At 60.6% G+C, this 17,130-nt stretch carries 16 protein-coding genes; 6 read left to right on the top strand and 10 right to left on the bottom strand.

The genetic code is table 11. From position 1 onward, the window contains the following. The first annotated feature begins 369 nt into the window (after window positions 1-369). The 3 genes from QN222_RS03275 to QN222_RS03265 all read left to right on the top strand — a co-directional run bounded on the left by QN222_RS03275 (window position 370) and on the right by QN222_RS03265 (window position 2,607). Window positions 370-1,266, top strand: coding sequence for a LysR family transcriptional regulator (locus tag QN222_RS03275; protein ID WP_283962903.1), 897 nt, complete (start codon window positions 370-372; stop codon window positions 1,264-1,266). A gap of 139 nt (window positions 1,267-1,405) precedes the next feature. Then, window positions 1,406-1,906, top strand: coding sequence for a DUF1801 domain-containing protein (locus QN222_RS03270; RefSeq protein ID WP_283962902.1), 501 nt, complete (start codon window positions 1,406-1,408; stop codon window positions 1,904-1,906). Between the two features lie 263 nt (window positions 1,907-2,169). Then, window positions 2,170-2,607 carry a VOC family protein gene (locus QN222_RS03265; RefSeq protein WP_283962901.1) on the top strand — a complete coding sequence of 146 codons (438 nt, stop codon included), beginning with the start codon at window positions 2,170-2,172 and terminating at the stop codon, window positions 2,605-2,607. Between the two features lie 130 nt (window positions 2,608-2,737). Here QN222_RS03265 and QN222_RS03260 read toward each other — a convergent pair whose 3' ends face one another. Beyond that, window positions 2,738-3,490, bottom strand: coding sequence for an SDR family oxidoreductase (locus QN222_RS03260; protein ID WP_283962900.1), 753 nt, complete (start codon window positions 3,488-3,490; stop codon window positions 2,738-2,740). A 97-nt stretch (window positions 3,491-3,587) separates the two neighbouring features. On the opposite strand from QN222_RS03260, the gene QN222_RS03255 reads away from it, so the two are divergent. Next, window positions 3,588-4,496 (top strand): AraC family transcriptional regulator, encoded by a 909-nt coding sequence (locus QN222_RS03255; protein WP_283962899.1) that lies wholly within the window; start codon window positions 3,588-3,590, stop codon window positions 4,494-4,496. A 31-nt stretch (window positions 4,497-4,527) separates the two neighbouring features. Here QN222_RS03255 and QN222_RS03250 read toward each other — a convergent pair whose 3' ends face one another. Beyond that, window positions 4,528-5,604, bottom strand: coding sequence for a D-alanine--D-alanine ligase family protein (locus tag QN222_RS03250; RefSeq protein ID WP_283962898.1), 1,077 nt, complete (start codon window positions 5,602-5,604; stop codon window positions 4,528-4,530). Window positions 5,605-6,111: 507 nt separating this feature from the next. Between QN222_RS03250 and QN222_RS03245 the strand changes: the two genes are divergently transcribed. After that, window positions 6,112-7,515 (top strand): DUF1254 domain-containing protein, encoded by a 1,404-nt coding sequence (locus QN222_RS03245; protein WP_283962897.1) that lies wholly within the window; start codon window positions 6,112-6,114, stop codon window positions 7,513-7,515. A 313-nt stretch (window positions 7,516-7,828) separates the two neighbouring features. On the opposite strand, the gene QN222_RS03240 is transcribed toward QN222_RS03245, so the two are convergent. The 7 genes from QN222_RS03240 to QN222_RS30350 form a co-directional block, all read right to left on the bottom strand. Further along, window positions 7,829-8,080 (bottom strand): hypothetical protein, encoded by a 252-nt coding sequence (locus QN222_RS03240; RefSeq protein ID WP_283962896.1) that lies wholly within the window; start codon window positions 8,078-8,080, stop codon window positions 7,829-7,831. A gap of 78 nt (window positions 8,081-8,158) precedes the next feature. Then, window positions 8,159-9,184 (bottom strand): HupE/UreJ family protein, encoded by a 1,026-nt coding sequence (locus tag QN222_RS03235; protein WP_283962895.1) that lies wholly within the window; start codon window positions 9,182-9,184, stop codon window positions 8,159-8,161. Then, window positions 9,181-10,158 (bottom strand): peptidyl-prolyl cis-trans isomerase, encoded by a 978-nt coding sequence (locus QN222_RS03230; protein WP_283962894.1) that lies wholly within the window; start codon window positions 10,156-10,158, stop codon window positions 9,181-9,183. The genes QN222_RS03235 and QN222_RS03230 overlap by 4 nt, the downstream gene beginning before the upstream one ends. A 23-nt stretch (window positions 10,159-10,181) precedes the next feature. Next, window positions 10,182-12,389 (bottom strand): DUF3604 domain-containing protein, encoded by a 2,208-nt coding sequence (locus tag QN222_RS03225; RefSeq protein WP_283962893.1) that lies wholly within the window; start codon window positions 12,387-12,389, stop codon window positions 10,182-10,184. A gap of 296 nt (window positions 12,390-12,685) precedes the next feature. Then, window positions 12,686-14,296 carry a copper resistance CopC/CopD family protein gene (locus tag QN222_RS03220; protein WP_283962892.1) on the bottom strand — a complete coding sequence of 537 codons (1,611 nt, stop codon included), beginning with the start codon at window positions 14,294-14,296 and terminating at the stop codon, window positions 12,686-12,688. A gap of 61 nt (window positions 14,297-14,357) precedes the next feature. Further along, window positions 14,358-14,888 carry a YcnI family protein gene (locus QN222_RS03215; protein ID WP_283962891.1) on the bottom strand — a complete coding sequence of 177 codons (531 nt, stop codon included), beginning with the start codon at window positions 14,886-14,888 and terminating at the stop codon, window positions 14,358-14,360. Between the two features lie 278 nt (window positions 14,889-15,166). After that, a complete protein-coding gene (locus QN222_RS30350) occupies window positions 15,167-15,559 on the bottom strand; it encodes a DUF2946 family protein (protein WP_369291915.1) in 393 nt (130 codons plus the stop codon). A gap of 444 nt (window positions 15,560-16,003) precedes the next feature. Here QN222_RS30350 and QN222_RS03210 point away from each other — a divergent pair, with 444 nt between their 5' ends. Beyond that, window positions 16,004-16,339 (top strand): hypothetical protein, encoded by a 336-nt coding sequence (locus tag QN222_RS03210; protein WP_283962890.1) that lies wholly within the window; start codon window positions 16,004-16,006, stop codon window positions 16,337-16,339. A 79-nt stretch (window positions 16,340-16,418) separates the two neighbouring features. Here QN222_RS03210 and QN222_RS03205 read toward each other — a convergent pair whose 3' ends face one another. Next, window positions 16,419-16,991, bottom strand: a complete 573-nt coding sequence (locus QN222_RS03205; RefSeq protein WP_283962889.1) for a hypothetical protein — start codon at window positions 16,989-16,991, stop codon at window positions 16,419-16,421. Window positions 16,992-17,130 lie beyond the last annotated feature (139 nt).

Raw genomic sequence — 17,130 nt, 5'->3', positions numbered from 1 at the left:
TCGGCTTCCTTCCTATGGTAATGACTTGCCTCGGCGGCGACGTGCTCGAAGGCAGCAACCCGTTGGCAGGCGGGTCCGCAGCCCTCGACGAGGCGTCGGTCCTTATAGCCGGTTGATTGACGAATGGACGTCCACACAGAAGCGACACGCGCGACGCCAAGCCCGCCCGGCGACGTCACAGCTTGAATCGCTTGCATCCACAGGTCGTACTATGCATGTCGCTCAAAAGTGTGCAGCGGTTTTGAGACAACGACATGCATGAAACAAAGAGCTAGAGCGCGTCGCATGAGGCCGTTTGAACGCGACGCGCTTTAGAGACATGCGCGGCAGCATGAGCCTCTGCCGTAGTCGAGACTTTGGAGTTGCATCATGCAGCGTGCGAATCTGAATGACATTCAGGTGTTCATGGCCGTCGTCGACGGAGGGAGCTTCGTCGCCGGAGGGCAGGCTATGGGCCTGTCCCGGTCGGCGGCGGGAAAGGCCGTCATCCGCCTGGAAAACAGGCTCGGTACGCGCCTCCTGAACCGCACGACGAGAACGCTGAGCCTCACGGAGGAAGGGCGGGTGTTCTACGAACGCGGGCTGCAGGTTCTCGCCTCGATCGACGAAGCGGAGGCGAGCGTTGCCGGGCAGAGCGGCATGCCACGCGGGGTTCTGCGGCTCACCGTTCCCGATGCCTTCGGGCGGCTTCTGGTTCTGCCTCTCATCGGAAAATACCTTGCGGCCTGGCCCGAGATCCAGGTCGAGGTGAGCTTCACCGATCGCGTGGCGGACATCGTCGAGGAAGGCTTCGATCTGGCGGTCAGGATCGGGGTTACGACTTCGGACACGCGGCTCGTCTCGCGGGTGGTCGCCAGATACAAGGCGGTGCTCTGTGCCGCGCCGTCCTACATCGCCGAGCGCGGCGAGCCGTTGGTGATGGACGATCTCGCAGCACACGACTGCCTGATCTTCAGCAGTCGCAACCAGCGGCAAAGCTGGCGCTTGCGCGGGGAAGGAGGTGCGTGGGTCAAGGCCCAGGGCCGCAGCCGCCTGAGGCTCGATAGCGGAGAGGCGATCCGGGATGCCGCCATTGCGGGCCTCGGCATCGCGTTTCTTCCGGACTTTCTGGTCGCGGCGGACATGGCTGCGGGTCGCCTCCGGCCGGTCCTATCCGATCTCGAGACCGACGATGCAAAGATCGTGACGATCTATCCCAGCAAGCGTCTCCTGGAGCCGCGCGTGAGACGCTTCATCGACCTCATGGTCGATGAGCTTGGGCGCTGAATCATCGGGCTCGCTCCCGACCCACGGCGAGAAAACTGGCGCAAATTTCGGATCATTGCTCGATCGCTTTACCGTAAGGCGCTGGGCAAATTGCGTTCGCGCCCTAAAGTAACCTCCGTCGATCAGTGGAGTGAACGTTATGGCCGAGAGGACCTCCAGCAAGCCAACGACGGCCGCCAAGCCGCGCCAGTCGGCCGCCAAGCCGTCGGCCCGCAAGCCCGCAGCGACCAAGGATGCGAAGCCGACCCTGCTTTCAGGCGGCAACCCGCAGATCCCGAAGGGCGACGGCGACGCTCCGGTGCAGGCCTATATCGCCGCCATGCCGGGCTGGAAGAGCGACACCGGCCGCCGCCTCGACGCGCTCATCGCGCGCACGGTCCCCGGCGTAAAGAAGGCGGTCAAATGGAACTCGCCCTTCTATGGCGTCGAGGGCCAGGGCTGGTTCCTCGCCTATCATTGCTTCACGAAGTACATCAAGGTGACGTTCTTCCGCGGCGCGTCGCTCAGTCCTCTGCCTCCGGTCGAGTCCAAGGACAAGAACACGCGCTATTTCCACATCCACGAGGGCGAGCAACTCGACGAGGAGCTGGTCGCAAGCTGGATCCGGCAGGCATCCGAGCTGCCGGGCTGGATGACATAGCGCAGACTGCCTTAGCTCATTTCATTGTTTCATTGAAACAGTGAAATGGTCTAACTCTTTGAAACTACGCAATTCCGGACGGAAAACCGTTACACACTTTTCCTGGAATTGCTCTAGCGCATCGGCCCGAAAATCGGAATCGATTTTCGGAAAGCACGATGCGTAGATTCAAAGACTTACAGCGTCCTTTGTGCGTCCTGAAGGACGCACGGCGCTGTAGGAGACACCTTGTAGATCGAAACTGCACCCTGGAGATTGGAAACATGGCGCTCAAGCGGATGGACAACGTAGGGATCGTCGTCGAAGACCTCGAAGTGACGATTGATTTCTTTCGCGAACTCGGCCTCGAGCTCGAAGGGCGGGCCACGATCGAAGGAGAATGGGCCGGGCGTGTCACCGGACTGGGCGATCAGCGTGTCGAGATCGCCATGATGCGCACACCGGACGGCCACAGCCGGCTCGAGCTTTCCCGCTTCCTCGCGCCGCCTGTCGTCGCAGATCACCGGAACGCCCCGGTCAACGCCTTGGGCTACCTCCGCGTCATGTTCACGGTGGACCACATCGACGAGACGCTTGAAAGGCTCCGCACGCGCGGCGCGCAGCTCGTAGGCGAAGTCGTCCAGTACAAGGACGCCTATCGGCTCTGCTACATCCGTGGGCCTGAAGGGCTTCTCATCGGACTCGCCCAAGAACTCGGCTGAGCGCAATGAAGAACCACCTGTTCGATTGTCCACAAACGCCGGGGGGAATGCGCTTCGCCAGGCGGCAGCGCATTCCTCTCGATGTATGCCGCGCGCGATGACGGAACCTTTCCTGCGGCGGCCGTTCCGGTTACATACCTGCCTCGGCCATCCAAAGCTCGGCATCCGCACCGCCCGGAATACGCAACGGGGCGGACGGATCGGTTGCAGCTTTCCAGACCGCCTCCGCCACGTCGGGCGCATTGGTTACGGGACCCGTGTCGTCCTGCGCGTTCTTCACGAATTGCTGGATCAGCGACGCGTAGTCAGGGTCATTCACACCGCGCAGGTGTGGGCGGGCATTGGCCCCGAAGCGCGTTTCCGGTGAGCGTCCCGGTAGAACGATATGCGCGCGTATCCCGAATGGCTCCACCTCCACCCCAAGGGACTCGGTGAAGGCGTTTACCGCCGCTTTGCTCGCCCGGTACACCCCGACCACCGGCAGCGTCTTCACCGTCACCGTAGACGTGACGTTGATGACAACGCCTGACCTCCGTTGACGCATCTGCGGCAAGACGGCCTGAACCATCGCCAGCGTCCCGATCGTATTGGTCTGGAAAAGCGCCTGGACTGTCTCGGGTGCCGTCAATTCGACCGGTGATGGCGCACCGAAGCCGGCGTTGTTGACCAGCACGTCGATACGGCCTGCCGCGTCTACAGCTTGCGCGATGCTTGCCGGATCGGTGACGTCGAGTGCTAGCACCCGCAGGCGATCGGAGGCAGGCAGCAACTCCGCGTTGGGCGTACGCATCGTCGCGATCACGTCCCACCCCCGTTCGAGAAACAGTTTCGCGGTTTCCAGACCGAAGCCGGACGAGCAACCGGTAATCAAGATCGTAGGCATAGGCATCTCCGTACAAAATGAATGAGCCTATGGTAGTGACCGCATGCGGGACTTAATATAGGCGATAGTCTTCATTCCTTTAGCGTTAGTCCTGAATATGGCCGTCGATCCGCTTGCAGAAATTGTCACGCTGCTACAGCCTGCCGCCCGCTTTTCGAAATTGGTGGAGTGTGCCGGCTCCTGGCGAATTCATCGTGAAGCCACCGGCGAGCCATTCTATTGCGCGATCCTCGAAGGGACTTGCCGCGTGAAGTTCGGCAGTCATCCACCGTTCGTCCTCCAGGCCGGTGACTTCGTCCTTGCGCCGGCGATGCGCGATCTGGTCAACGAGAGTATCGATGCGCCGGCCGATCTCTCCACCATGATCCCGACGCAGGTCCGCGACGGGCATTTCCGTGTCGGACGCCACAACGGGCCTGCCGATCTGCGCATGCGGATCGGGCATTGCAGCTTCGGCGCGCCGGATACGGCCCTGCTTGTCTCTCTCTTGCCGGATGTGGTTCTCGTTCGTGGCGAACCCCGGCTTGCCACGCTGATGCAGTTGGTGGGCGAGGAAACGCGCGAACGGCGGCCGGCGCGCGAACTCGTGTTGGAACGGCTGTTGGAGGTGTTGTTGATCGAGGCATTGCGATCCGGCACGGAAACGACAGCCGCGCCGGGCTTGAGCCGCGGCCTTGCCGATGAACGCTTGGCGGCCGCGCTTCATGCCCTGCATGCGCGCCCAGAACATCCTTGGACTGTCTCGGACCTCGCTGCCGAAGCGGCTCTGTCCCGCTCGGCTTTCTTTGCCCGGTTCAGCCGCATTGTCGGCTTACCTCCAATGGAATATCTATTGGCTTGGCGCATGGCTCTTGCAAAGCAGCTGTTGCGCAGCCGTGAATTGGGCATGGATCAGGTGGCCGAACGCGTGGGTTACGGATCGGCAAGCGCTTTCAGCGTTGCCTTTGCGCGATATGCAGGCATGCCACCCGCTCGATATGCTCGCAGCATCCCAAGCAGCGATTAAGGCTCAACAGCGGTTACGGAATTGCGCAATTTCAATGGGTTAGACCAGCGCGTGCCAGCCCGTGCTTGACCAGCCGGTCGATAAGCTCGGCATAGCCGACGCCGCTTGCGGCCATCGCCTTCGGATACATGCTGATATCGGTGAATCCGGGAATGGTGTTGAGCTCGTTGATGAGGAAGCGCATGTCCGGCGTCAGGAAGAAATCGACGCGCGCCATGCCGTCGCAGCCGACCGCCCGGAAGGCCATTGCCGCCGTCGCGCGGATGCGGACTTCGAGCTCTTCCGGCAGCTCCGCCGGCACTTTCAGCGCCGCGCCGTCTTCGTCGATATATTTGGCGTCGTAGCTGTAGAAACCGTGGCTTTCGGCCGGCACGATCTCGCCGGGACGGGAGACGAAGAGGCCGCCTTCCGGATCCTCCAGCACGCTCAACTCGATCTCGCGGCCGCGGATGAACTCTTCGGCCAGGAGCTTGCGGTCGTGCCTGAACCCCTCCTCGAGTGCGGTCGCGTAGTCTTGTTCGGTCGCAACCTTGCTGACGCCGACGGAGGAGCCTTGGCGTGCGGGCTTGATGAAAAGCGGAAGCCCGAGCGCGCGTTGAAGCTCGGCAAAGGCGGGTGCTGCGCCCTGGTGGATGGTGACGGACCGAGCGGTCGGCAGGTCCGCCTCGTTGAGGAGCCGCTTGGCGATGTCCTTGTCGAGCGCGGTGGCTGAACCGAGGATGCCGCAGCCGACGAGCGGCACGCAGGCTACCTCGGCAAGCCCCTGCACGGCACCGTCCTCGCCATGGAGGCCATGCAGCACCGGGAAGAGAGCACCGATCTCCGGCAGCGCATGGGGCGCGCCATCGGCCGGGATCGCCAGCATGCGTCCCTTGCCGCCCGGCACGAGCGAGACCTCCGTGCCGCTTGATGGCTTTGAGAGCGTGCCATTTTCGAAACGGCTCAGCAGCCATTGCCCGTCGCGGGTGATGAAGATGGGAACGGCGTCATATTTTTCGGGTTCCAGCGCGCGCATGACATTGGTCGCCGAAAGCACCGAAACGTCATGCTCGGCGGAGCGCCCGCCGAAGAGCACGGCAAGGCGCAGTCTGTTCGAAGAAGTGGCCACGAAAAGCTCCCACGGAATTGGGTTTGTATGGCTACTGCATTTCCTTAAATCGCGACCGATTTAAGGAGAAGATTGCGGGGCCGTCCGCAAGTCAGCGCATCGGACTGCAGCAGGGGCTGCCAGGGCCTCCTGCAATTCGACTTCTGGTCGATCCGAAGCATTTCACAAGAGCTACCGTGTCTCTGTTGTGTTTTTATTTCAACTCCTCTCCTCCCGGTGTAGGATGAGTATTAGCATGTAAGCAACTGGTGTAATTGAGACACGATTATCCTGCCGGTGAAGATGCGTTCGGAGGAAGCGACCTAGCTTCATCTTGGGCGCGAGGGATGCCGACAGATGCCGTTGCCGGGGGGAGTCTCTGCTGCATTTCACTGTTATTGGCGGCTTGCAAGGTGTCGGTGTCTTCGGCCGCGAACTGTCGACTGGGACAATGACGACCTCGTATACAATGTCGTCCAACACGGTCCGATAGTCGGCGGTGTCCTTTGCTTCTAAAGGAGAACGCCAATGTCACAATTCACAAGGATCGCGGTCGCAATCGCTGCTGGCTTCCTCGCCTTGGCATATGGCAGCGCTCAAGCCCAGGATGTAACGCCCACCGAGGCCCGCGCCATCGCCAAGGAAGCCTACATTTACGGCTACCCGATAGTGGACAGTTACCGCATCATGCATGCCTATTTCGTGGATACCACAAGTCCCGAATACAAGGCGCCGTGGAACGAACTCGTCAACATCCCCCGCGTGTACACACCGGCCGACACGGCTATCCAGACTCCCAATTCGGATACGCCCTATTCGTTTGTCGGAATGGACCTGCGCACGGAACCGATCGTGCTCACCGTCCCGCCGATAGAGAAGGACCGCTATTTCAGCATCCAGCTTATCGATGCGTACACGTTCTCCTTCGACTATATCGGCAGCCGCGCTACCGGCAATGATGGCGGCAGCTTCATGATCGCTGGACCCGGCTGGAAGGGCGAAAAGCCCCAAGGTGTGAAAGAAGTCATCCGCTCAGAGACCGAATTCGTGCTGGCCGGCTATCGAACCCAGCTTTTTAGTCCCGGCGACCTCGACAATGTGAAGAAGATCCAGGCCGGCTATAAGGCGGAGCCGCTTTCCGCCTTCCTCGGCCAGCCCGCGCCGGCGGCGGCACCGGCGATCGATTTCATCAAGCCGCTGACCCCGGCCGAACAGAGGACGTCACCGGAATTTTTCAACGTCCTGAACTTCATTCTGCAGTTCTGCCCCACAAATCCTTCCGAGACCGAGTTGATGGCACGTTTTGCCAAAGTCGGTGTCGGCGCGGGCAAGACGTTTGACGTCGGCAAGCTGCCGCCGGAACTGAAATCTGCTGTGGAAGGTGGGATGGCTGATGCCTGGGAGGAATTCGCAAAGCTGAAGGTACGGATCGATGCGGATGAGGTGACTGCCGGTGATCTGTTCGGCACACGGGAGTTCCTGAAGAACAACTATCTCTATCGGATGGCAGGCGCCGTCATGGGCATTTACGGCAATGCCAAGGAAGAAGCGATGTACCCGGTATATACAGTTGATGCCGACGGGCAGAAGCTGGACGGTACCCATGATTATACCCTTCACTTCGCGCCCGGCCAGTTGCCCCCCGTCCATGCGTTCTGGTCGATCACCATGTACGAGCTTCCGTCGAGCCTGCTCGTCGACAACCCGGTTGATCGCTATCTCCTGAACTCCCCGATGATGCCGAACTTCGTGACGGATGCCGACGGCGGCCTTACTTTCTATGTGCAGCGCGAATCGCCCGGCAAGGACAAGGAACCGAACTGGCTTCCTGCGCCCAAGGGTCCGTTCTGGATTTCGATGCGCCTCTACTGGCCGAAGGAAGAGGCGCTCAACGGCACATGGAAGCAGCCGCCGATGACCAGAGCGCAGTGAGGTTTTGCGGAGGACCGCTCCCCGTCTCAGCATGATCCTCGCATTTTCGGAGCCCAGCCGCACAAGGTGGGTGGCGAGGTGTTAGAGCAGTTCCAGGAAAAGTGTTTAACGGTTTTCCGTCCGGAATTGCGTAGTTTCAACGAGTTAGATCATTTCACTGTTTCAATGAAACAATGAAATGATCTAAGGTCCGAAAGTCGCTGTGTCCGGACCTTCCGTCAGCCCTTCGAAAGGTCTGCAACGGGTCGAAACGCGCGCTTTGTGGCGTTAACGGTAAAGGTCTGGAAGTGGACCCAATATCGGCGGCTTGCGGCTACGGCGCGATCTGGATCTCCCCCTCGATCCGGGTGATCTCGAAATCGCTGATCAATATGTCGAGCCTGATTTTCCAGAGGCCGGGGAGGGGCAGGAGGAGGTCGGAGGTGCGCCATGTTCCGTCCGCCGCCTTGCTGGCCTTGCGCTTTATCTCGGGGACACCGGCCGAGGGGTTGGAAAAGACGAAGGTGACCTCCTTCGGGTCGAGGGCGGAGAAGTCGCCGTCCATGACGAGGGCGGATGCTTCCACCGGTCCCGGTCGGCCGGACGACGACTTTGCTCCACAAACCGACATTAGGCGGCAATCAGTGATAGGGAAGAGTTTTCCTCAGAATGTCGCCAAGCGCTCAACGAACCAGAACGATGCCAACGCTCCAATCATGTACGTCGCAGCTAAAAGCGCATGGCGGCCGACGTAAGTTGGATATCGTACCAATCTCACAAGTCGAACAGCCGCGATCACCGCCGCGATAAACATCAACTGTCCGACCTCCACACCCACATTAAAGAACAGCAAGGCGAGAGGGATATCACTTGCCGGAACCTCCAGGTCCGCGAGCGCTCCCGCAAAGCCAAGACCATGCAACAGACCAAAAGCAAAGGCGACCATCCAGGGACGTTGCGCGGAGAGGCTGGTTTGACCGCGTTGGATGCGAATGACCTCGCAAGCGAGAAGGAGGATGCTGAAGGCGATTGCCGCCTCGACCGGCGGCCCCGGAACGTGAACGACCCCGAGCGTTGCCAGCGTGAGGGTGATCGAATGCGCCACCGTAAAAGCTGTGACGGTCAGAAGAAGCGCTCGCCAGTCGCGGGCGATCAGCATCAGTGCCAAAACGAACAGCAAATGATCGTAGCCGAACAGGATATGCTCTATGCCATGATGGATGAAGGACCGGGCGACCTGGAGACGTTCCGGCCGAGCGGCAATCTCGACCCAGGGCTGGGACGGGTGGACCATCTTGATGGCGGCCGGGCCTCCACGCACGTGCACGCGCACCAAGACGTTGGTGATTGTCGCTTCGAGCCCGACAAACTCGATCCGCTTGCCGGAAAGACTTCCATCGGTCGTCTCGATCAGACGCGTTTCGGCAAGCGAATCCGGAAGAGCGCGGACAGCCGGAGCCGTCACGTCGCGCACGCCCGCCGGAAATCGCAGGACGACCGGAAGGCGCATTCCGGAGAGGATGGGCGTGCGCCAGGTGACCGTGTAACGACTCGACCCCGTTTCTTCGATCTGGAGGTAGGCGGGCCGTATCTCGTGGGCGGAAGCGTTCAACGTCAATGCAAGAACGGCCAGGGCGAGGCAGCCAAGCAAACGCCATGGCGGCGATGGCAGCACGGTTCGGAAGCTCATTGTGGGGGCACCTCGAACTGAGCGCTGCTTCCAGCAGATACCTGCAGGTCTCGGAGGTCGCTGGCGTTGATCTCAGGCACGGTGACGACATATCGGGACCGCATCTCATCCAACGCGATGCGCTTTATCTCGCGATATTGGTCTTCTATCCACCCGGCTTTGACGCTGGGAATGACCTCCGTAAACGCCGGAATGCGGCCGAGGTCCATGGCGTCGATCCAGACGAGGTGCCATCCATATCCAGATCGAATAGGTCCCTCCCATTTGCCGGGTGTAAGTTGGAACAACGCCTCGGAGAATGCTGGCCCGAACTCCTTCGCCATCTGTTCCGGGGTGGCGTCCCGGTAATGGTTCTGGAACATAAAGGTGTCGCCGACGGCGGCAACATTCTCCGGCGGCCGCCCGCCGACTGTCGCGAGCGCGGCCGCCGCAGCCTCGCGGGCTGCCTTGCCATGCTTGTCTGGCGAAAAATACAAATGCCGGAAGCTTGCATGTGCAGGCAGGGCGAAGCGCTCCGAGTTGACCGTGAACCAGGTGTTCAGTTGCTCGGTGGTCGGCTCCTGCAATGCCGCCACATCGGCGGCAAGGAAGTCCATCTTCTGGGCGAGCCTGCGTTTCACCACCTCGTCGTCGCGGTCGAGCCCAAGGGCCACGGCTTCGCGGAACAGGATTTCCTGGGTCACCTTCTGATCCACCAGACCCATGATCTGCTCGGGCGTGGGAGCCGACCGTCCCTGCGCCAGCCAGCTAATCGCCAGTTGCCGCACATCGTCCTTGGTCAAGACGATCTTCCGCGTATCTACCCCCTCTTCCTCTCCGGGATTGAGGAAGTGGTAGCCGCCGAACAGCAGGGAACCGACGACGAGGAAGTGCAGCAGCGGTTCGCGGAGAACGTTTTGCCACTTGGTTTTCACCACGTCGTCGACATCGTCTTGTTTAGCAGCGGGTTCAGGTGCAATCGGAAACAGTTTCATGGCAACCCCTCCCGACACCTTCCTCACTGCATCACGGCCTGCACCTCGTAATTTGCGTAGCCGAACTCATTGCTGCGGGCAGCGATGTATTTGTCGCCGGAAGTGTAGACGGTCAGTTCGAACGGTGTCCCTTCGATGGTCGTGACGATGTGACCATCACGGATTTCGTAGGCCGCCGTCGATCCCGAAATACGCGTGTGCATCACCTGCAGCAGGTCTTCCGTTTTGGGCGGGCCATCGTTGAGTTGCGTCACGATGCGCTGTCCGTTTTCACCGAACAAGACCTGGAGGTTCTCGCCCGTCACCGTATTACGTACGTTGAAAGTCTTGCCGACGACGAGTTGCTTTAGCTGATCGTCGGTCAGGGCCGTGGAGCCCCCTTTGGTCAAGTCGTCGACGGTCAGGCCTCGTTCGCCTCTTGCGATTGCTGCTGGCGTTGGCGTGTACCAGATCGGTGTGGTCCAGGCGCGTTCCTGCACGGTGGCGGGCGCGTTGCTTGGCGGCAGGATACCGAGTTTCACGGCATCGTAGGTGCTCCAGCGGGGCGTCGGAATCTGCAGGACGCGTGCATAGTAGAAAGCGTGCAGGCCGGGATCGAAGTCCGGGTCGGCCCACACCGCCTTGAGTTCCACCGAACCGATGTCGTTCGTGTAGGTTGCCTTGGTGATATCGACGGTGCTGCCTACTGGAGGCAGCTTGCCGCTCACGGGATCGGGCTGGCGATCACCAGACCAGGCGACGTCGAAAACCTTCTCGAAAATCTGACCGTGTTTTGTCCATCCCTTGATGATCTGTATCCGGTCGAGATTTCCGTCCGCCGGGTCTTTGACCGCCGCTACGACGAAGGAGGGAACCTTGCCCTCGGCCGCCGGCAGATCACCGCCCATCGGCACACCACCAGCATAGGCCGTCTTCACCCAGTCGGCATCGGCCAGAAGTCCCTTGTCATACTCCCAGCCACCAAACATCCTTGCCTGGATGCGGACGCCGCTCGTGCCATAGACCTCTTTGCGTTGCATCGCGGCGAAGATCGACTCGCGGGTGTTCTCCTCTGCCCAGACGACGGTGAGCCCCGACGTTCCGGTTTGCAGGATGTTCATGCCCGATTCGACCTTCCCGGCCAATCTCGCCGCTGGCGTCGCGTCGGTCAGGCCATGGGCACCGAAGAAATTCGATTGCGAGTAGGCGGTGGCGGTGTTGTGCGAATCCCCTGCGCCAACCACACCGAATTTGTACGGGTTGTATCCACGTGTCGCCTGCATCGCCAGGCCGTTCTGATAGGCCTCGCGGGTGTAGCTGCCGTGAAGCTTGGACGTGCTGTTATCAAGCCCGATGAGGTAGTTCATGATCTCGTAGTTGGCGAACTCATCATTGGGCGAGAGATCGGGATGCGTTTCCGAGACGCCCTTCACCTGTTTGATCTCCGTCAGCGGCTCGTTGGTCATGCGCTGCTGTGCCCAGGCCGCATCCAACGGATTGCCCTTGCTGTCCACATCGGTCGGGAACATGATGCCGTTGGACAGGTTGGCGTTGTGCGAGATGGCGAGCACATCGTTCCCGGCCTTGCGCTGACCGTCCATCCAGGTCCAGAGGTCCTCCGGATGGTCGGACTCAATCGCGGTGAACGGAGCCTCGGGAAGCTTTGCACAATCCTTGAAGAACACGTTCCGATGCATGTTCTGGTTATTAGGCATCGACGTCCACTCGTATGAACAGAAGGTCGTGAATTGCCCTGGCTTGTTGTATTTTTCGGCGATGGCAGTGTTCTCGCTCCACACCGAACCGGTGAGCTTTGGGTCCAACAGCTCCGAGATCGGCTTGCCGCTGGCGATGCTTCCAGCCATCCATTGAAAGATCTTGATCGGACCGTTGTCTTTGGTGACCTTCAGCTTCGCCGCAACCGGAAGTTTGCTGATCGACGAGGTTGGATCGTTGGCAAGTCGGACGACGCCGACATACTCCGAATGATCCGTGACTCCCTGGAAATCCAGCGGCGTCTTGATCTGCACGTCGTAGCCCGCCGGATGTTTGATCGGCTGCCCCATGGAGTATTGATAGGCTTCTTCGGGGCCGGTGACCGTGTTACCGATGATATACGCGTCCAGCGACCAGCTCGTGTGCTGGTGGGTCTGGCCAAAAAAAGCGTGGCGTTCCTGCGCGGCGACGGAAGTGGCGGCTAAGGCGAGGATTGTTGAAGAAAGCAACAAAGTTTTTCTGTTCATCCGGCACATAGAACGCATCCTTCCTCGGCGTAAGTTGCGGTGAATTGCAATGCGAGCTGTATGGGTATGAAAAGTAGTATCGCGGCTAGTTGTTACAGATTTAAGAGTCAACGACAATAGCCCCAACTCCCCGGCCGCCGAATAGAACTCCGAAGACCAAGCGCTCGCAATGAGCACCATTGGCCGCATTGGGCCAAACCGCGTCATTCATGAGCGGCATACCGAGGTCCGCATAGGGTCGAAACGCGCCCTTTGTGGCGTTAGCAGTAGAGGTCTGGAAGTGGCCCAATATCGGCAGCTTGCAGCTACGGCCCGATCTGGATCTCCCCCTCGATCCGGGTGATCTCGAAATCGCTGATCAATATGTCGAGCCTGATTTTCCAGAGGCCGGGGAGGGGCAGGAGGAGATCGGAGGTGCGCCATGTTCCGTCCGCCGCCTTGCTGGCCTTGCGCTTTATCTCGGCGACACCGGCCGAGGGGTTGGAAAAGACGAAGGTGACCTCCTTCGGGTCGAGGGCGGAGAAATCGCCGTCCATGACGAGGGCGGAGGCATCGACCGGTCCCGGTCGGCCGGGCGTGATCGTTATTTCCGCCATCGCCTTTTCCCCGTGAATGTGGACCGAGGCGGGCTCCGCGGCGACCGTCACGAGCGCTCGCGGCGGCGGCGTGAAACGCCACGAAGCCGTCACGCCGAAAACCAGCAGCACCAGCAGCGTCTCGGCAGCGATCGAGCGCACGAGATACCGGGCGGCGCCTTGGTCGCCGGCTTCGACGCGGGCTGTCAGCAGCCATCGGTTGATTGCTGCCAGAGCGAAAAGAACGAGGAGAAGAGCGAGCTTGACCAGAAAGATATTGCCATAGGCCGTGTCGAGGAGTGCCGAGGGATGCCCCACCTGTACGATCAGCAGCACGAGGCCCGCCGCCACGAGAAGCGCGACCGAGAAGGGAATGAAAACCGAGAAGCGATGTAGGGCCTTGAGCGCATGTGCGTGGCCGGCCTGGAGCAGTCTTGCGATCGGCACCAGGGCGCCGACCCAGAGCGCGATCGTGATTGCATGCAGGAAGACGCTCGGGCGCATCAGCCATTGCGGCTCGGCGGCGCTGGCGTGGCCGCTCAAGGAGAGCGCCAGCGAACCCGCGATCAGTGCCGTGAGTGAAATCCACCGCGCGAGCTGCAGCCGGCGCGAGACGAGCGCAACGCCTGCAAGGGCGAGCGCGGCGGCCATCACGATAACGGTCTTGCCGAAACTCGTTCCAAGCCCGGCCGACCACACCCGAGGCTCGGCCAAGGCCGGGAGCGGCATGCCGAGCGCGTCCAGTCCCTGAAAGCCTGCGGACAAAGCGATGCCTGCGAGCCCGATGCCAAGCATTGCCGCAATGAACCGGAGCCCGGCTCGCGCGCCTTGCAGGAACCAGCTCAAGGCGAAGACGCCGCCGATGCCGAAAAAGAGGCCGGCATAAAGCGCTATCCGGCTCGTCCAGAGCGCGGCGCGCACCTGCCAGTCGATCGCTTCGCCGGCATACGCCGACCTGCTTGGGGAACCTATGGAAAAGACGATCGAGCCGCCGACCGGATGTCCGTCTTCGGAGACGACCCGCCAGGAAAGGACGTGCGTGCCTGTGGAAAGGTCGGGCGGTACCTCGATCTCCACCGTGCGATCCCGGAGGGTAAACCGCTCGAGTGCGACCGTGGAGCCATCCGGCTTGACCAGTTTCAGTGTCAGAGGAGAGACCGGCTCGCTGAACGACAGCGCAAGCGTTGCGGGGGCAGTGGGAAGGACGGCACCGTCTCGCGGGGCGGTCGCGGTCAGCGACGCATGGGCAAGGGCCGCCGTCGCCAGGAAAAGCCAGGCCAGGACGGCGATCGTTACCCGGCCAAGGCCGGGCGGGAATTTGATGACCGGGAGCGTATTCACCGGATGATCCTGAGGTCGAAAGGGAGCCGGCGTCGAAGCGCCGGCTCATTGGCACAAGTGCTCAGTGTCCAGCGGCTTTTTCAAGCAGTTTCAGACCCGGCGCCGGCAATTCGAGGTCGTCGGACGACTGGCCGGCAGCCGGAATCTCGATCCAACGCTCGGTGAGGCCACCGGGGCACTCCTGCACAACCGGGAAATACAGCATTTCGCCGGCCTTGAGATCGGGCGTCAGGAAGACGCGCAGGGTGAATTCGTCATACTCGTCGTCGGCCAGGTTTCCACCGCTCCAGATGACCTGCTTCACCCCCTCGCTGGTCGGCGTGCCGTGGTTGTCATAGGACTTCGCATAGGCGCCCGTGACCTTCTCGATGGTCCAGCCGGCCTTCGGCTGTGGCTTGACCGCAATGACGCCTTCGGGGATCTGCACCCGGACGGTCGTCGTCGGCTTGCCCTCGCAACCGTGCGGCACCTGCAGGATCGCCTTGTAGGTCGAGCCGACAGGCGCTTCCTTGACCTGCAGGCTGACATGCGCCAGCGCCGCGCTGGTTCCGAGAGCCAGAATGGCTGCGGTCGTAATGAACGTCTTGAACATATTTCGTCTCCATGTCGCCGGCGGTTGCGCCCGGCGGTTATCTAAGCGGCCCTACAGCGCCGCGCGTCCAAACGACGCGCCAAGGTCGCTGTAACACTTTGAAATGCTGCATGATTTTTCCTCAAATCGATCCCGATTGAAGGAATCATGCAGTAGGCCCTGACAAGATGCCGAGCGTCTTACGCCTGCGGATGCCAGGCGCAGTTGGTCGGCTTCATATTGGATTGGATGCGCTGATGCGACTATACGTTCGCGAAATCAGCGTGGTGCAGATATTTTTACGCCTTGCGCGGAGGCGCCCTGGGGCTTCCCTGAAATTCTTCCAGCGGTTGCCGTAGGTCGGGATCATCCCTTGCTACAGGGAGAGTGACGAGTGCCGCAGACGGCGCGTCAAAAGCGTAAAGCTGTCTCCCCGGGATAGCCGGATGGGCGAACATCCCGCAAGCAAGGGTGCAGCAGTCCTGCTTTCCCGAGTGATCGTTCGCTGGCGCCTGCTCGTCGTGGCCGTGGTGCCCTGAGTTCGCGTCCGAGATGCAAAGCGGGTTTCCGAAACTATCCACCCCGATCGGTGCGGGGCTGGCCGCAACTCCGCTCGCAGCCTGCAGAACGAGCAGGCAGGCGGCGACAAGCGCCACCCATATGCTCTTTCTACTGCGCAGGTGCCTCAGCATCATTTGCTCCGATCGATCATCCGTCTACCAGCAGAGACTTCACTTGAATATGCTCTCGATCAAACAGATCGAGGAAAATGGCCGGCATTCGGGTGCCACGTACGCGTGATGCAAAAGAAGAGGCGTCGCTACGGGAGACGGAACCCCTGGCGTCCTGCGCTTCCGCCCAGGCGGCCAGGCGAGGAGCGAAGCACCCGCCGATATGTTCATCCGCCGAGCCTGGCTCCCGAAGACGTCGCCAGAGGCTATCTCCGCCACGTCCCCATCGGCTCGAAGATTACCGGAGCCCGACGGAAAACATCCGAACTGACGTAGCAAATGCCTCCAATCTCCGCCAAACGTGGGGACGTCCGGAATGCGCCATTTGCGGCCATTGCAACCGCCGTGTCGCAAACCCTTGGTAGCGTCACTCGACTGAGTCATTACACTGCTGCCGGGGATCGAATGAGTGCCACATTCAAAGAGCTGAGCGACCGGATAGGTCAAGTCGGAGAGCTTTACGCACGAGTGCACAATATCCCGCGTAGCGCGGACTGGTATCTGCTGAAGCTGACGGAGGAACTTGGCGAACTGACAGCCGGCAGAGCTAAACCAAACGCGGATGGATCAGGAGGCACCCGCGAAGCATTGGAGAACGAAGCCGCCGATTTGTTCGGGCAATTCGTCCTGTACCTGCGCGCAAATGATATCGACATCGAAGCCGCCATCGAGCGTAAGTGGCTTCGGCATCTTGATCAGTATGTTGAACGCGACCTGACTACTGCAACCGACAGTGTCTGATATGGCGCAAAGGGCCCACCTCGGCCCCATGGCAGAGATGGGCCAACAGCAGTCATCGCTCGGAAGGTTACGGGGAAACTCAGGTTGGGAAGTACTCATCCATCCACGAACGAGCGAGCACAAGATCATCGTCGTTTGGGGCCCATCCATGGCCCGCATCGAGCGCGTGGTGGGTAACCACTGCGTTCGCGGCGATAAGCTGGTCCGCTACTTGGGAGGCGTGCTGTGGCTCTCTCCTGTTGTCATGCAGACCCGAAATGATAAGCACAGGCTTGCCTGACAATTCTGGAAAAGTGAAATCGTCTGAGATTGGCTGGGGCCGCAGCAATATAGCTCCAACGAAATTTTCTGGTGCGAGCGCAAGAAGTGCGGTTCCGAAAATTGCTCCGCTGGAATACCCGACAACGAGCATGTCTTTTAGGCCGCAAGCGACCACGAAACCGTCGGCAGATATGCTTTTCCTAGCGAGAGCTATAAGTTCTTCGTGAGGTATGGAGCGATCCGATCGCCTTTTGAAGAAAGTGAAGCCTTCACCATCCACAAATGTTCCTCGCGGGCTGCAACGTGGCTGCTGTGGCGCAAGCCGATTGGTGAATTCGCTAATGACCTCCGGGTGCTGCGCGGAACCGTGTATGCCAAGTATAGCAATCATCGCAATCTCCCGGAGGTCAGGACGTCACCTATTTGCGGCATGTGACATGGGAATGACCGCAATGGGCCGAATGCTGCCCCCTGCGCTGGTGGCGTTTGCTACCTGACACCGAGAACATCTGTGGACCAGTCGACCATCG

The sequence above is a fragment of the Sinorhizobium sp. 6-70 genome (genome assembly GCF_030124375.1).
Classification (GTDB): domain Bacteria; phylum Pseudomonadota; class Alphaproteobacteria; order Rhizobiales; family Rhizobiaceae; genus Sinorhizobium.
The sequence above is the reverse complement of the archived record's forward strand: the minus strand, read 5'-3'. Positions and strand labels throughout refer to the sequence as shown.

Coding starts and splice junctions, on each gene's coding strand:
- QN222_RS03275 (WP_283962903.1), top strand. CDS start 370: ATGCAGCGTGCGAATCTGAATGACATTCAGGTGTTCATGGCCGTCGTC.
- QN222_RS03270 (WP_283962902.1), top strand. CDS start 1,406: ATGGCCGAGAGGACCTCCAGCAAGCCAACGACGGCCGCCAAGCCGCGC.
- QN222_RS03265 (WP_283962901.1), top strand. CDS start 2,170: ATGGCGCTCAAGCGGATGGACAACGTAGGGATCGTCGTCGAAGACCTC.
- QN222_RS03260 (WP_283962900.1), bottom strand. CDS start 3,490: ATGCCTACGATCTTGATTACCGGTTGCTCGTCCGGCTTCGGTCTGGAA.
- QN222_RS03255 (WP_283962899.1), top strand. CDS start 3,588: ATGGCCGTCGATCCGCTTGCAGAAATTGTCACGCTGCTACAGCCTGCC.
- QN222_RS03245 (WP_283962897.1), top strand. CDS start 6,112: ATGTCACAATTCACAAGGATCGCGGTCGCAATCGCTGCTGGCTTCCTC.
- QN222_RS03235 (WP_283962895.1), bottom strand. CDS start 9,184: ATGAGCTTCCGAACCGTGCTGCCATCGCCGCCATGGCGTTTGCTTGGC.
- QN222_RS03230 (WP_283962894.1), bottom strand. CDS start 10,158: ATGAAACTGTTTCCGATTGCACCTGAACCCGCTGCTAAACAAGACGAT.
- QN222_RS03225 (WP_283962893.1), bottom strand. CDS start 12,389: ATGTGCCGGATGAACAGAAAAACTTTGTTGCTTTCTTCAACAATCCTC.
- QN222_RS03215 (WP_283962891.1), bottom strand. CDS start 14,888: ATGTTCAAGACGTTCATTACGACCGCAGCCATTCTGGCTCTCGGAACC.
- QN222_RS30350 (WP_369291915.1), bottom strand. CDS start 15,559: ATGCTGAGGCACCTGCGCAGTAGAAAGAGCATATGGGTGGCGCTTGTC.
- QN222_RS03210 (WP_283962890.1), top strand. CDS start 16,004: ATGAGTGCCACATTCAAAGAGCTGAGCGACCGGATAGGTCAAGTCGGA.
- QN222_RS03205 (WP_283962889.1), bottom strand. CDS start 16,991: ATGATTGCTATACTTGGCATACACGGTTCCGCGCAGCACCCGGAGGTC.